Genomic DNA, 16,006 nt, shown 5'->3' with positions numbered 1-16,006 from the left:
GGCGGTATAATACCACAGCCAAATGCCCTGAGTCCTGTGCAATTATTGATAAATGTTAACTTCACTAAGTTAGTGAATTATTCTGCAATATAATCAGTTACTTCTAAACCGAACCCTGATAGAGAGTGATAACGCTTGGGTGAACTTAATAAACGCATTTTGCTCACACCTAAATTTGAAAGAATTTGCGAGCCAACACCGACTTGGCGCGAGGTTCCTTGCCATTTAGCAGCTGTAGGCGCTTGACCGTTATCTTCCGCTTCAAAGGCTTTGACCTTGGCGAGCATGTCACTTGAATGCTCGTGATTCGCCAACAGTACTAATACACCACCATCTGATGCAATACGCTCCATGGCGTTTTCAAGTGGCCAGCTACGTTTTTGATCGCGTTCAGAGTGGAATAAGTCATTAAAGGTATTTTGTAAATGTACCCGTACTAGGCAGTTTTCTTCAACGTCACCTTTCAATAAGGCATAGTGTAGCTGATTATCGATGGTGTCTCTGAAAGTCACCATATTGAACTCACCAAAACGCGTTGGCAATTTACATTCAGCTTCACGCACAACCGTGGTTTCTTTGGTGTTGCGGTATTCAATTAAATCGGCAATGGTGCCCATTTTAATACCGTGCTTTTCACTAAAGATTTCAAGATCTGGACAACGGGCCATAGTGCCATCATCATTAAGAATTTCAACTATCACGCCAGATGGCTCGCAGCCTGCAAGACGGGCTAAATCACAACCCGCTTCTGTGTGACCGGCGCGAATTAACACCCCGCCATCTTGTGCCATAAGTGGAAAAATATGACCAGGCTGAACTAAATCTGATGCTTTAGCATCTTTAGCAACAGCCGCTTGAACGGTTACAGCGCGATCATGGGCTGAAATGCCCGTTGTGACCCCCGTTGCCGCTTCAATGGAAACGGTAAAATTTGTTGAGAACTGAGCATTATTGTTGGTAACCATTAACGGCAAGTTCAGTTGCTGGCAACGCTCTTTAGTCATGGTTTGGCAAATCAGTCCACGGCCAAAGGTCGCCATAAAATTAATGGCCTCTGGCGTCACCTTATCGGCCGCCATGATAAGATCACCTTCGTTCTCTCTGTCTTCATCGTCCATCAAGATAACCATCTTACCTTGACGAATGTCTTCGATGATCTCTTCTATACTATGTAATGCCATTGCTAAGACCTTTATATTGTTTTGTCTATATCAGCGATATAGAGTAAATATGCTCCGGTAATAATATTTACCAGTAATAATCAGTTATCGCATAAATCCAGCACTTGCCAACAATTCCATTGTGACACCACTTTCAGTGGCTGGCTTTTGTTCTACTTTCATTAAGCGTTCAAGATAACGTGCAATAAGGTCAACTTCGATGTTGACGCTATGACCCGCTTGTAAAGCTAATAAGGTGGTTTCAGCTGCAGTGTGAGGCACTATGGTTAATCTGAATCTGTGCTGATCAACTTCATTTACCGTTAAGCTAACGCCATCAATGGTGATCGAACCTTTATGAGCAATATAACGAGATAACTCAGCGGGAGCTGCCAGCCAAAACTCAATGGCTTGGCCACGCACAAGGCGCTGCTCCACTGTGGCAATACCATCCACATGACCGCTAACCATATGGCCGCCTAATCGGGTCGTTGGGGTCACCGCTTTTTCAAGGTTTACTTTTTGACCGACGTTATATTTAGCAAATCCGGTTAAGGCAACGGTTTCAGCAGAAATATCTGCAACATAACCATCTGCTAAACATTGTACTACGGTTAAACACACCCCATTAGTGGCAATACTGTCACCCAGTTTTACATCGGTTAAGTCGAGCTTGCCACTGGCTACAGTCAAACGAATATCATCGCCTTTACGCTCAACTTTTCTTAATGTACCTAGTGCTTCAATAATCCCAGTAAACATATTTACTCACTTGTTATCTTTTGGGCCACGCTTAGCATCGACCGATAGACAAAATTGCATTAGTTAATTCGCTGGCGAATTAAGCTTTAAAATCAGTCGTTGGTCTGTACCAATTCTGCGACAATCCGTTAATTGTACATCAGGAATCTGATCCATAGTTTGATAGTCGTCTAATTGCATCAAATTGCGTCCATGACTGCCTAATATTTTCATTGCTTGGTACAAATAAAGTGTATCAGCTAATTTACTTTGAATAACACTACCAGCAACGCTGGCACCAGCCTCGACTAATACTGAGTTACAATGCTGGCCTAAGTGTGTAAATAAAGCATGCAAATCAACTCGTCCATCGTTATTAGCCGCTATTGTGATAAAGCTAACATGGGACTTAAAATCTTGTTTTACTTCTGCTGGATAGTCGACACAAGACACCAGCAAAATCGGCGTTTCAATAGTAAACATTTTATAGTCGGCAGTCAGCCTTGCTTTACTATCAAGCACCACTCTTAAAGGCTGTTGAAGGTCAGACTCAGCAAGGCTGTTTTGTACACTAGCCAATTGCTCGTAGCGCACATTCAAAGAGGGGTCGTCAGCTAACACAGTTTCAACGCCAGTCACTAGCGCGCAATGACGGGCGCGCAGCTTTTGCACATCGGCTCTGGCTTCGGGGCCGGTTATCCACTTTGATACCCCATTCGATAGCGCGGTTTTACCATCCAAACTGGCTGCCAGCTTAATGGTGATTTCAGGTAATCCCGTAGTCATGCGTTTCATAAAGCCGATATTAAGTTGGCTTGCCGCAGCTGTTAGCAAACCCACATCAACTTTAATACCTGCCGCTTCAAGCATGCTAACGCCATTACCCGCCACTTGCGGATTCGCATCCATTTGCGCAATCACCACTCGCTTCACTTTGGCTGCAATTAATGCCTTAGCACATGGCGGGGTTTTGCCATAATGACTGCAGGGTTCAAGGGTGACATAGGCTGTAGCTTGAGGGAGTAGCTGTTGTAATTGTCGATTTTCGACATCTTTTAAGGCGTGAATTTCGGCGTGGGGGCCACCCGCTTTAATATGATAGCCTTGACCAATGATCTCGCCATTGGCGACAATCACACAACCCACATTAGGATTTGGACGTGTGGTATAACGGCCTTTTTCAGCTAATGAAATAGCAAGGCTCATCATTTCAATATCACATTTTGACCACTGAGACATAAAGACCTTCTAGAAACTAAAAAGCAGTCATTAAAATTCAGAACTGCTAAATAAGGTTAATCATTGGCAAGAATACAAAGTGCCAATACCAACAAATGTAAGACTGCAATTAATTAAAGACGGCAATAAAAATAAGCTAGATTATTTTTGCAGCTTGGCGATGGCTTCACCGAATTGGGAAACATCTTCAAAGGCGCGATAAACTGAAGCAAAACGGATATAGGCAACTTTATCTAGGATCATCAATTGATCCATCATCAAATTACCAATCATGGCCGAATCAATTTCACGCTCACCTGTTGCTCTAAGAGTGGACTTAATCTTACTTAACGCTTGCTCAATTTGATCGATTGAAACTGGGCGTTTTTCAACAGCCCGAAGCATGCCGCCACGCAGCTTATCTTCATCAAATGGTTGGCGAGTGCCATCTTGCTTGATCACCCGCGGCATGACTAATTCGGCGCCTTCAAAAGTGGTGAAGCGTTCATGACACTCAGTACATTCCCGGCGACGGCGCACTTGATGGCCTTCAGCCACGAGTCTTGAATCAATAACTTTCGTATCTGTCGCGCTACAAAATGGGCAATGCATATCCGCTCCTGAAATAAAAAACAAAATGGCCGTAAGCACTGAGTACTTACGACCATTGAAGTTTATCCTATTTACTTTACAAGGTTAACCTTATCGAAAAGATTATCCGCGTTAGTTAAATAGATCATTGTTTATGTTAATCAATCTCGGTTGACATTAACCGTAAACTGGGAACTTAGCGCATAATTCAAGCACTTGGTTTTTAACGCGCTCAATAGTAGCTTCGTTAGTGATGTCATCTAACACATCACACATCCAGTTAGTTAACTCTACAGATTCAGTTTCAGTGAAACCGCGGCGGGTAATAGCAGGAGAGCCAATACGTAAACCAGACGTCACAAACGGTGAACGTGGATCATTTGGTACTGAGTTTTTGTTAACTGTGATATTTGCATGACCTAGCGCAGCATCTGCGTCTTTACCAGTGATATCCTTGTTGATTAAATCAAGTAAGAATAAATGGTTATCGGTGCCACCAGAAACAACATTGTAGCCACGCTCAATGAAGGTTTTCGCCATCACTTTCGCATTAGCAACCACTTGCTCTTGATAAGTGGTAAATTCAGGGTCTAATGCTTCTTTAAATGCTACCGCTTTGGCTGCAATAACGTGCATTAATGGGCCACCTTGGCCACCAGGGAATACTGCAGAGTTTAGTTTTTTATAGATAGCTTCATCGTTAATGGCAGATAAAATCAAACCACCACGAGGGCCCGCTAGGGTTTTATGGGTAGTGGTTGTCACAACGTGTGCGTGTGGTAGCGGATTCGGGTAGATACCCGCAGCCACAAGACCGGCAACGTGCGCCATATCAACAAATAAGTAAGCACCTACTTTATCAGCGATTTCGCGGAATTTGCCCCAATCTATGATCCCAGAGTAAGCAGAAAAACCAGCAATGATCATTTTGGGTTTATGCTCAACGGCTAAACGCTCAACTTCTGCGTAGTCAATTTTACCTGTTACTTCATCAATGCCGTACTGTACCGCATTGTATAACTTGCCAGAAAAGCTAACGTGAGAACCATGAGTCAAGTGACCACCATGGGCTAAACTCATACCTAAAACAGTATCACCGCCTTGAAGCAGTGCCATGAAAACAGCTGAGTTTGCTTGAGAACCAGAATGTGGTTGTACGTTAGCGTATGTAGCGCCGAATAATTCTTTTGCACGAGAAATAGCTAACTCTTCTGCAATATCCACATGCTCACAACCACCGTAATAACGCTTACCAGGGTAACCTTCTGCATACTTGTTAGTTAGCTGTGAACCTTGAGCTTCAAGAACACGTGGGCTGGTATAGTTTTCTGATGCGATTAATTCAATGTGCTCTTCTTGGCGACGAGTCTCATCTTCAATTGCTGCAAATAGTTGTGGATCATAATCTGCGATATTCATAGCTTTCTTTAGCATTGCTCACTCCAGCTGTTAATTCTTATAGTAGGGTTGCGCGGTATGATACAGCGCAATTGATCACAATCCCAGCATTTGAAACATGAAATTACTTGCAATTCATTATGAGTACCATTTGCCATCTATAAATTTTCAGCTGCAGCAGCTTTCAGTAATTGTATTTCATAGAAAAATCCAAATTAACTCTTAGTTTCATAACCTTGTGACAATTTTAAGAAAACTCTTTTCTAAAATATTAATCAGCAAAATATTTAAGCTCTACAGCTCAATTTATCACAAAAACTAGATAGTCTAATCTATGATACAGGCAATGATTTATCGGCTAATATTGATAAGTAAAGTGAATACTACTGCGACTTTCTGTTTCATCATTTCGATTGGCAATGGCCAAGTTTTCAATTCCGGTTAATGTGCCACTTCGATCGATACGTTCATGGTGAATACTGATACTCATAGTATTCGTTAAAGGAACATCGAGATAAACTTCATACCTATCACGTGCATCTTTAAAATCTAGGTCACTGACGTTTGGATTCCAATCACTGCTTCGATTAAACTCATTATCATCTATAGAGTCCCAGCGTTGACTTTGAAACTTAACCCCGAGCAACAATTCTTTATAATTCGCCTCTAGTGCTAATTTGGCTGTATGGCCTAAAGCATATCCATAGCCACCTTCCCAAAGCACCGATTTTGTCCCCCAAAAATGGCCTCCATTTTGGCGATAATCTTTTGTTGCAAAGGGTTTCACCATACTAAAATCACCAAACAGGTCGCCTCTGATACTTATCGAAACATCATCAACAAACCATTGCGTTCCAGCAGATACACCAATCACATTGATTGCTGCGTAAAAATCTTCCTCTTCATCTTGACCCAGACTGCTATATTCCAGCCCCATGGATGGGCCAATAAACCAAGTCTGGCGTCTATTTTCAGAATCTAATATGGTATTAACATCGCTCGTCCAGCCACCTAAAAAAATCGAAGAATCCATTTGCCAATCTTCAATTCCTTCGTTAGAAATCCCCAGTTCCATGTTTAAATCGACCTGGCTAGGTGTCGCAGATAAAGCATCATATTTACCTTGAACACTATCAATACTCGCCTCTAATCCCAATATTAAAGAAGTAGTAGAAATATCAGCCTGCTTTTTGCTGGAGTACATTGCACCTGTATAGATGTTGAACATATCCTTGGCGTATGTTCGATTAAACCGTTGTGGGTTATCATAACCAAACCAACCTTTAATGGTTTTAGCCGGATTAAAAACACTACTAAAAGCCGTTGGGACCCAACCTTGTTTTGAATCTAACATTTCAGATATTTGAAATAAGCTTTCACCCAATACTGCACCACCAAATGTTGTAACGATTTGATCATTCACACTTACCACTTCTTTATATTCAGCAAAGACTTCCCAGACTGCCGATGCTATAAAATTACCCGCCAAAGATTCATAATAATTAAAGTTATAATTACGGAACGCTTGATAATACAGTGCACCAGCATAGGTATGCCCCCAATTCATGCCTACCTTGTTGTCATCAAGTTTCCAAGCATCAGTTGTCACAATTCTATCTGCAAAATATTGCCCTGCATTGCCTTCAATTTCGTAATCAAAATCTCCTTCCATACTTTCTTCACTGGTCAGGTAAAGTACCTCGCCAATGACTAATACCGTAGAAATTTCAGTTAATGCTCCCCACCAGTCTTTATCTATTAGCTCAGTATCTGTGATAAGAGTTTCACCTTCTTGTAAATCAGGCCCACTAATACTTCTAATGTCTTTTCCTGCAGTGATAGAGCTTATGACTAAACCTGATGGCTCATATTTAAGTTGATTAACTTCATTTGAATATGATTGATTTACTGCTGCTGAATAAAAGGATTTAACTGAACTTTCATCTTTGCTGCTAATGGTGAAAACAGCGGTTGGTTGGTCTTTTTCAATGAATAAAGACCTGTATTCTTTTGCTTGGTGTTCTTGGGCATTAACTTGACTACACAAGCAGAATATTGAAACAGAAAACAACGAATTACACAGTAATATTCTCTTTAAAGCCTTCCTTTGTATCGTGCTCACTTTAATCCCTTAACATATTTTGAAAAATTAACCTGATATCACCAACAATCAGTGATTGTCCCTCTTTCTATCCACAAATCGGGTTGTTACAACTATGTTGTAGACGATTATTACTTTATTCGGTTGTTTTTGTTAAGTAGTTTTTTGACGTATCGGTGTGGAATAAACCTTCAATGACAAAAGTTCGATTTTCAGTTACGGCGAGATTGAAGTAGAATTAATTAAATTTCCTAGTCCGAATCTTAGTCAAAGAGATATAAATATGGCTCAGTTTGTATATAGCATGCTTAGAGTGGGCAAGATTGTTCCACCTAAAAAACAAATCCTTAAAGATATTTCCCTTAGTTTTTTTCCTGGCGCCAAGATTGGTGTACTGGGTTTAAACGGTTCAGGTAAATCTACTCTGCTTAGAATCATGGCAGGGTTAGATACTGAAATCGAAGGTGAAGCTCGCCCGATGCAAGATTTAAAAATCGGCTACCTTCCTCAAGAACCTAAGCTGGATGAATCTCAAACCGTCCGTGAGGCTATCGAAGAAGCCGTAAGCGAAGCTAAAAATGCCCTTACACGTTTAGATGAAGTGTATGCACTTTACGCAGAACCTGATGCTGACTTTGATGCGCTTGCAAAAGAGCAAGGTCAACTTGAAGCCATTATTCAATCTCAAGATGCCCATAATCTTGATATGGTATTAGAGCGCGCAGCTAATGCACTGCGCTTGCCGGATTGGGATGAAAAAATCGCAGTGCTTTCTGGTGGTGAACGTCGCCGTGTGGCCATTTGTCGTTTGTTACTTGAAAAACCTGACATGTTGCTCCTTGATGAACCTACCAACCACTTGGATGCTGAATCAGTAGCTTGGCTTGAGCGCTTCTTACAAGATTACACTGGCACCGTTGTAGCGATTACCCATGATAGATATTTCTTGGATAATGCCGCAGGTTGGATTTTAGAGCTAGACCGCGGTGAAGGTATACCGTGGGAAGGCAACTATTCATCATGGCTTGAGCAAAAAGATGCCCGCCTGCAACAAGAGTCTGCCACTGAAAGCGCCCGCCAAAAAACCATTCAAAAAGAATTAGAATGGGTACGTCAAGGTGCTAAAGGTCGTCAATCTAAAGGCAAAGCCCGTATGGCTCGCTTTGAAGAATTGAACACCAATGACTACCAAAAGCGTAATGAAACAAATGAGTTATTCATCCCGCCGGGGCCTCGTTTAGGCGACAAGGTTATTGAGGTTAATAACCTAACAAAATCTTATGGCGACCGTGTATTAATTGATAACCTCACCTTCGCTGTGCCAAAAGGCGCGATTGTTGGTATCATCGGCGCTAACGGTGCAGGTAAGTCAACCTTATTTAAGATGATTTCAGGTGCAGAGCAACCGGATAGCGGCAGCATTGAAGTCGGCGAATCAGTGCAAATAGCCTCAGTTGAACAGTTCCGCGATTCAATGAATGATAAGAACACAGTTTGGCAAGAGATTTCAGACGGTCAAGATATCATGCGGATCAACAATACTGAGATCCCGAGTCGCGCATACGTAGGCCGCTTTAATTTCCGTGGTGGCGATCAGCAAAAAATCATTGGCACTCTTTCAGGTGGTGAGCGTAACCGGGTTCATTTAGCCAAACTACTGCAAGCTGGCGGCAACGTGTTATTACTCGATGAGCCAACCAATGACTTGGACGTTGAAACACTCCGTGCATTAGAGGAAGCTTTATTAGAGTTCCCAGGTTGTGCCATGGTTATTTCCCATGACCGTTGGTTCCTAGACAGAATCGCTACCCATATTCTTGATTACCGTGATGAAGGCCAAGTGAACTTCTATGAAGGTAACTACAGTGAATATACCACTTGGCTGAAAGAAAACTTAGGTGCAGAAGCCATTGAGCCGCACCGCTTGAAATACAAACGTATTGCAAAATAACAATCGCGTCACTGCCGATATCTATCAATGGTGATGCAAGTTAATAAATGCTCCTTATGACTATTTACCCATATTTAAGTAAATAGTCTAAAGGAGCATTTTTATATCTCATGACTAAAAAATTCACTAAACAGGTTAAAGCTGCAGTTTTGTTGATTAATGTCATAAAAATGACACCATTAATTCATATCCAAAAACAATTGAAATATTAACAACTCGCCAAACCATATTGCAGCGGCGCCGTTATATTCATGTTTATCCGCCCCTTGCCAAACTCATCATCCATATGGACTATTTTTACTAATTAACAACAGCTTAAAAATCATTTACAACTTATCCCTTAGTGTATAAAAATGGCCTAGATGAATTAATTTTCGTGAGCTGTGGCGATGTTGTAAAAAATACTCAAAAACAACAATCTATTTGTAAAGACATACCAACTTCAGTAATATAAAATTATTGACGGATTGTTTTACTGTTGACCATTTGTTATGGCGCAATTGCTATACACCAAAAAAATTAAGAAAAAACGGAGAAATCAGTGAGATATAGTCGAATAACATTTATGTTTTTATGCTTTTATGCAAGCAGCTCATTTGGTTTAGAAATTATTACCAGCAGTGAAACTAAAGCACTTGAAGAAATTGAGCAAAAATACAACATTGACAGCTTACTTATTTCTGCCAATGACAAGTTATCGACTCATAAGAAAAAAGAATCTGATTATCATGCTCTCAGTGTTGAAATAAAGAGTAAGAAAACTGAGTATGATCACGTTATCTCAAAACTACCGGCTAAAATTTTATCGCGCTCAAACATTAATGCTTATTACCAAGATATCGAAAAACTGGTGCTTAAAATTGACCAGTTAGAAACCAAATATGATATTGACGGCAAATCACTTCGTAGAGAGTACAAGACTATTATGGCCGAGTACGATGCCATTAATACTAAACGTACCGATAAAGATGAGCAGTTAGCCGCCTTAAAAAGTGATATTACCAAACGTCTAATCGCTGATGTATCAAAACCAGATACTGTCCAAACTGTTGATTTAGACGGTTCGACGTTATGTTCTAAATTCCAATCAATAAACGACTGTCTTAAAGATTCTGAAAATTACATTGTCACTAATACCATTAAAACGGATCCATTCTTAAATGATCGTAGCGTGTTGCTTTCATACGATGTTATTGATGCCAGCATGAACATGAGTGGTAATTTAAACTACAAGATCAAGATGGCCTTCAAACCTTCTTATAACAGTAAAATTGATTCGCTCATTAATGAAAAGCTAGGGTTAAAATCAGCCATGATCACCTTAGTGAGTAATGTCGCTGCTGATTGGTTTATTGATGGGGTAAAAATCGGTACAGGCCGAGAATTATTTCATGAGGTGCCATTAGGGCAACATGGCATTTTGGCATCATACCAGTCTCAAGATAAATCGAGTGTTGAGTTCATTCAAGGAAACGGCGTTTTTAACTATAACTTCAATAATATGTCTCGACAAAATGACCTAGTCAGCTTGCCAAACAAAGACAGTAAAAAACAAGTTATAAAAATGAAGCCTAAACAGGTTAATACCAATAACCAAGCGAACGCCACCTCCAAAAAAAGCTTAACCGATAAAGGTTATGAATACTTTATGGGTATTGAACCCGCTAATAGTGAGCATGAAAAAAACTTCGACTAATAGCCCTATAAGCTGCGAGTAAAAAAAGCCATTTAGGTATTACCTAAGTGGCTTTTTTATTTAAGTGCATTTAGCTTAATGAGCTATTTTAATGAGAAGAATAACTAAGCCGCAGGTTGTTAATATCATAAGCTAGCAAATTGTCACAGTAACAATGTCGAACACCAAAAGTCACCAACAACATAAGCCAAGCTAATGTTATCTATTCATTACAAAATGATCAGCTAATCGCCTATAGTTGCAACGAACTGTTGATGAGCTTGTTATCGGAATGTTCAGTTACACTCTTATCTTCTTTGCTTTACATTCATTTACGCTTATATGGCTAATTATTTATTAATATAGACCGCAATTCAGCAACGAGTCATCGAGTTCTATTATGAAAAAATTACTTCCCCTTATTGTCATTTGCAGCTTAGTTGCTGCCGCAGTCATCTATAGTGATTTTTCACAAGCCAATAAAGCTACGCCGTCTCAAAAAGGCCCTGCCAAAAAATCTATTCCGGTTGTTACAGGGCTTGTAGAGCAACATGAATTATCTCAATCACTGTCTTTGATTGGTAAGCTCGACGCTGAACAATCAGTGTATATCTCTTCGCAAGTGGCTGGGCAAATCGGTCAAATTAATATTCAGTCCAATCAAGATATTCAAGCTGGGCAAATCATTGTTCAATTAGACGACGCCAAAGCCAAAGCGGCAACAGCAGAAGCCGCGGCTTACCTTGCTGATGAAAAAAGAAAGCTCAAAGAGTTCCAAAAATTAGTTAAAAGTAATGCCATTACCCAAACTGAAATCGATGCCCAACAAGCCAGTGTAGATATAGCTCAGGCGCGTTTAGCCGCTGCCCAAGCAGAACTTGATTACCATTCATTAAATGCGCCTTTTTCTGGCACCGCTGGCTTAGTTGATTTCAGTGTAGGTAAAATGATTGCTGTCGGCACCGAGTTACTGGCATTTGACGACCTTTCTAGTATGAGACTCGACCTGCAAGTGCCTGAGCATTATTTATCTATGTTATCCATTGGTATGCCTGTAGCGGCACAAAGTAAAGCCTGGCCTGAACAAGTCTTTAGCGGCGAGATTACCGCCATTGATTCCCGCATTAATCAAGACACCTTAAATTTACGAGTTAGAGTGCAGTTTGATAACTCCAATAGTCAACTCAAGCCGGGAATGATGATGGCGGCGACACTTAACTTTCCTGCGATTGCTGAGCCAGTCATTCCTGTACAGGCTATTGAATACTCAGGTACTAAACGCTTTGTCTATTTGATTGGAAAGAACAACATTGCTAAACGTACTGAAGTCATTCTTGGTGCCCGTATTGATAATGAAGTGTTGATCTCAAATGGCCTTAAAATTGGCGACAATGTGGTGGTTCAGGGACTTGTCAATATGCGTGATGGTGTCAGTGTCGATATTTTAGAAACCAACTCAACCACTGAGAAAATCGCTAAAGAAGATGACAGCGCAATGCTAACCACTGAATTGGAGAAAAGTTAATGTGGCTTTCTGACGTTTCGGTAAAACGCCCTGTTGTCGCCATCGTACTGAGCCTGCTTTTAGGGGTATTTGGACTGGTATCACTGTCTAAGCTTTCAATCAGAGAAATGCCTGATGTAGAAAGCCCTGTGGTAACTGTAATGACCACCTATGATGGCGCCTCGGCAACCATTATGGAAAGCCAGATCACCACCACCATTGAAGATGAATTAACCGGTATCAGTGGTGTTGATGAAATTACCTCAGTAACCCGCAATGGCATGTCGCGCATTACTGTAACCTTCTTATTAGGCTGGAATTTAACCGAAGGGGTAAGTGATGTTCGCGATGCTGTCGCACGCGCTCAAAGACGCTTACCTGATGAAGCTAACGATCCTGTGGTCTCTAAAGACAATGGCTCTGGCGAGCCGGCAATCTATGTCAATTTAAGCTCATCGACGATGGATAGGACCCAGTTAACTGATTACTCCCAACGGGTGCTAGAGGACAGATTTAACTTAATTTCCGGAGTGAGTTCTATTTCAATCACTGGTGGATTATATAAAGTCATGTACGTTCAGTTAAAGCCTGAACTTATGGCCGGGCGTAACGTGTCAGCCAATGATATCGTCTCTGCTTTAAATACTGAAAATGTTGAAACCCCAGGTGGTGAGGTCCGTAATGACACCACTGTTATGACTGTGAGAACGGCCAGACTTTATAATAATCCAGATGATTTTGATTATTTGGTTGTACGTACTGCAGAAGATGGCAGTCCTATTTATCTAAAAGACGTCGCTGATGTATTTATCGGTGCAGAGAATGAAAACTCAACCTTTAAAAGTAATGGTGTTCCTAACCTTAGTTTAGGCATTATTGCCCAATCAGATGCTAACCCTTTGGATGTCGCTAAATTGGTTCATCAAGAGGTTGATAACATTCAACAGTTTCTTCCTGATGGCACAGCCCTCGCGGTAGATTATGACTCTACCGTGTTTATATCTCGTTCTATTGATGAGGTGTATAACACTATTATTATCACTGCTATTTTAGTGATACTGGTGCTATACATTTTTATTGGCCAAGTGAGAGCCACATTGATCCCTGCGGTGACGGTTCCGGTATCATTAATTTCTGCTTTTATTGCGGCCAATAGCTTTGGCTTTTCAATCAACTTGTTAACCTTAATGGCACTGATCCTCGCCATTGGTTTAGTGGTCGATGACGCCATTGTAGTAGTAGAAAATATTTTCCATCACCTCGAAAAAGGTGAGCCACCGATACTTGCCGCGTACAAAGGTGCCCGTGAGGTTGGTTTTGCTGTAATGGCAACCACAGCGGTACTGGTCATGGTATTTTTACCTATCTCCTTTATGGAGGGCATGGTGGGGCTGCTATTTACTGAATTCTCAGTCATGTTGGCTGTATCAGTGCTGTTTTCATCACTCATTGCCCTAACCTTAACCCCAGTACTTGGTAGTAAATTACTTAAGGCTAACGTCAAACCTAATCGATTTAATCTGTGGGTTGATGACCTTTTTGAGCGCCTAGAGCAGCAATACCGTAAGCTGGTTTCAAAAGCGGTGAAATACCGCTATATCGCGCCTATTATCATTATTGCTTGTGTGATTGGTAGTGGCTGGTTACTCAACCAAGTACCAGCACAGCTAGCACCACAAGAAGATCGCGGTGTCGTGTTTGCTTTTGTTAAAGGCGCTGAAGGCACCAGCTATAACCGCATGGCGGCCAACATGGATATTGTCGAGCAGCGACTACTGCCCATGTTAGGCGATGGTGTTATTAAGTCATTTAGTATTCAAGCGCCTGCTTTTGGTGGCCGCGCAGGCGACCAGACCGGCTTTGTGATTATCCAATTAGAAGAGTGGCAAGACCGTGATATTAATGCCCAGCAATCTTTAGGCATTATCGCTAAAGCACTTGATGGCATTGCTGACGTTATGGTTCGGCCAATGTTGCCTGGCTTTAGAGGCCAATCCAGTGAGCCGGTACAATTTGTGTTAGGTGGTTCTAATTATCAGGAGCTATTTAAATGGGCACAGGCACTGCAACTTGAAGCGGATCATAGCCCACTTCTAGAAGGCGCTGATCTTGATTATGCAGAAACCACCCCCGAATTACTGGTGAGTGTTGATAGGCAACGCGCTGCAGAGCTGGGCGTCAGTGTCTCAGAAGTAGCCGACACCTTAGAAATTATGCTGGGCGGCAAAAGTGAAACCACCTTCATCGAACGCGGTGAAGAATACGATGTTTACTTACGTGGTGATGAAAATAGTTTTAATAGCGTGGCTGATTTGAGTCAGATATATATGCGCACTAAAACCGGTGAACTTATCACCCTTGATACCATTACCAAGATTGATGAAGTGGCTTCAGCGCAAAAACTAAGCCATTTAAATAAACAAAAATCGATAACCTTAAAGGCGAATTTAGGCGCGGGTTATACACTCGGTGAAGCATTAGATTTTCTGGACCAAAAAGCCATTGAGATGCTCCCCAGTGATATAAATGTGTCCTATACCGGTGAGTCGAAGGATTTTAAAGAAAACCAGAGCAGCGTATTTATCGTATTTGGTTTAGCGCTATTGGTTGCCTATTTAGTTCTGGCGGCGCAGTTCGAGAGTTTCATCAACCCATTAGTGGTGATGTTTACCGTACCAATGGGGATCTTTGGCGGCTTCTTAGGGCTTTATTTAACCGGTCAGGGGTTAAATATTTATAGCCAGATAGGCATGATAATGCTCATTGGTATGGTGACTAAGAATGGTATTTTGATTGTTGAGTTTGCCAACCAGCTGCGAGATAAAGGCCTTGAAATAGAGCAAGCCATTATCGACGCCTCAGCTCGTCGTTTAAGACCGATTTTAATGACTGCTTTTACCACTCTAATCGGCGCAATTCCACTCATTATGTCAACAGGTGCAGGCTCGGAAAGTCGAATAGCTGTGGGTACAGTAGTGTTCTTTGGGATGGCATTTGCTACTCTAGTGACCTTATTAGTTATTCCTGCCATGTATCGACTCATTTCAGGGGCAACGCATTCACCCGGGTATGTTGAACAACAACTCAATGATGCTATTGAGGCGCAAAAACAACGACCTTAACTTAATGACTTTAATACAGGTGTAAAAATGGAAAAAGTGGCTATTTTTGTTGATGTACAAAACATTTATTACACCTGTAAACAAGCTTTTGGGCGCTCATTCAATTACCGCGCTTTATATAAATTACTGAGTCAGCAATATCACATTGAACATGCTATTGCTTATGCCATTGCCCCTGCAGACGACGGTCAGAGAAAGTTTCAAGATGCATTAAAACACATAGGTTTTGAAGTCAAACTCAAACCTTATATTCAGCGCAGTGATGGCAGCGCCAAAGGCGACTGGGATGTAGGAATTACCATAGATATTCTTGATATTGCCGAGCATGTCGATAAGGTAATTTTATTGTCTGGCGATGGTGACTTTGATTTATTGCTTGCCAAAGTAGCACAAAAATATGGCTGTAATACCCAAGTGATCAGCGTTGCGCCTTTAACAGCAAAGTCACTGCTTGATGTCACTGGCAGCCATATCGCGATTAACCATGACTTGCTACTTTAACTGTCACATTTTTCATCACTCTTCGGCTTCGTGTAAACAAATAT

Annotated in this window: 11 protein-coding genes; 5 read left to right on the top strand and 6 right to left on the bottom strand. The window is 41.3% G+C overall.

The genetic code is table 11. The features are described from left to right. Window positions 1-77: 77 nt before the first annotated feature. The 6 genes from ribBA to AB4160_RS03720 form a co-directional block, all read right to left on the bottom strand. Window positions 78-1,181 carry a bifunctional 3,4-dihydroxy-2-butanone-4-phosphate synthase/GTP cyclohydrolase II gene (gene ribBA / locus AB4160_RS03745; RefSeq protein ID WP_102477182.1) on the bottom strand — a complete coding sequence of 368 codons (1,104 nt, stop codon included), beginning with the start codon at window positions 1,179-1,181 and terminating at the stop codon, window positions 78-80. Window positions 1,182-1,265: 84 nt separating this feature from the next. Continuing rightward, a complete protein-coding gene (locus AB4160_RS03740) occupies window positions 1,266-1,922 on the bottom strand; it encodes a riboflavin synthase (RefSeq protein WP_102438052.1) in 657 nt (218 codons plus the stop codon). A gap of 63 nt (window positions 1,923-1,985) precedes the next feature. Further along, window positions 1,986-3,140: a bifunctional diaminohydroxyphosphoribosylaminopyrimidine deaminase/5-amino-6-(5-phosphoribosylamino)uracil reductase RibD gene (gene ribD / locus AB4160_RS03735; protein ID WP_303446474.1), complete on the bottom strand. Its 1,155-nt coding sequence runs from the start codon at window positions 3,138-3,140 to the stop codon at window positions 1,986-1,988. Window positions 3,141-3,281: 141 nt separating this feature from the next. Continuing rightward, window positions 3,282-3,731 carry a transcriptional regulator NrdR gene (nrdR, locus tag AB4160_RS03730; protein WP_076543024.1) on the bottom strand — a complete coding sequence of 150 codons (450 nt, stop codon included), beginning with the start codon at window positions 3,729-3,731 and terminating at the stop codon, window positions 3,282-3,284. 156 nt (window positions 3,732-3,887) lie between these two features. Continuing rightward, entirely contained in the window at window positions 3,888-5,144 is a 1,257-nt protein-coding gene (gene glyA, locus AB4160_RS03725; RefSeq protein ID WP_372003655.1) for a serine hydroxymethyltransferase, read from the bottom strand. A 322-nt stretch (window positions 5,145-5,466) separates the two neighbouring features. Continuing rightward, window positions 5,467-7,230 carry a DUF3943 domain-containing protein gene (locus tag AB4160_RS03720; RefSeq protein ID WP_372003654.1) on the bottom strand — a complete coding sequence of 588 codons (1,764 nt, stop codon included), beginning with the start codon at window positions 7,228-7,230 and terminating at the stop codon, window positions 5,467-5,469. 262 nt (window positions 7,231-7,492) lie between these two features. On the opposite strand from AB4160_RS03720, the gene ettA reads away from it, so the two are divergent. The 5 genes from ettA to AB4160_RS03695 all read left to right on the top strand — a co-directional run bounded on the left by ettA (window position 7,493) and on the right by AB4160_RS03695 (window position 15,962). Then, entirely contained in the window at window positions 7,493-9,160 is a 1,668-nt protein-coding gene (gene ettA / locus AB4160_RS03715; RefSeq protein WP_102477180.1) for an energy-dependent translational throttle protein EttA, read from the top strand. A gap of 541 nt (window positions 9,161-9,701) precedes the next feature. Continuing rightward, window positions 9,702-10,856, top strand: a complete 1,155-nt coding sequence (locus AB4160_RS03710) for a hypothetical protein (RefSeq protein WP_102520088.1) — start codon at window positions 9,702-9,704, stop codon at window positions 10,854-10,856. A 379-nt stretch (window positions 10,857-11,235) separates the two neighbouring features. Further along, window positions 11,236-12,360 (top strand): efflux RND transporter periplasmic adaptor subunit, encoded by a 1,125-nt coding sequence (locus tag AB4160_RS03705; RefSeq protein WP_303503206.1) that lies wholly within the window; start codon window positions 11,236-11,238, stop codon window positions 12,358-12,360. Beyond that, window positions 12,360-15,461, top strand: coding sequence for a multidrug efflux RND transporter permease subunit (locus tag AB4160_RS03700; protein WP_102520090.1), 3,102 nt, complete (start codon window positions 12,360-12,362; stop codon window positions 15,459-15,461). Before AB4160_RS03705 ends, AB4160_RS03700 begins: the two co-directional genes overlap by 1 nt. A 27-nt stretch (window positions 15,462-15,488) precedes the next feature. Further along, a complete protein-coding gene (locus AB4160_RS03695) occupies window positions 15,489-15,962 on the top strand; it encodes an NYN domain-containing protein (protein ID WP_102438036.1) in 474 nt (157 codons plus the stop codon). The last annotated feature ends 44 nt before the right edge of the window (window positions 15,963-16,006 follow it).

It is taken from the genome of Shewanella sp. 10N.286.51.B8, from assembly GCF_041469325.1.
GTDB lineage: Bacteria > Pseudomonadota > Gammaproteobacteria > Enterobacterales > Shewanellaceae > Shewanella.
The sequence above is the reverse complement of the archived record's forward strand: the minus strand, read 5'-3'. Positions and strand labels throughout refer to the sequence as shown.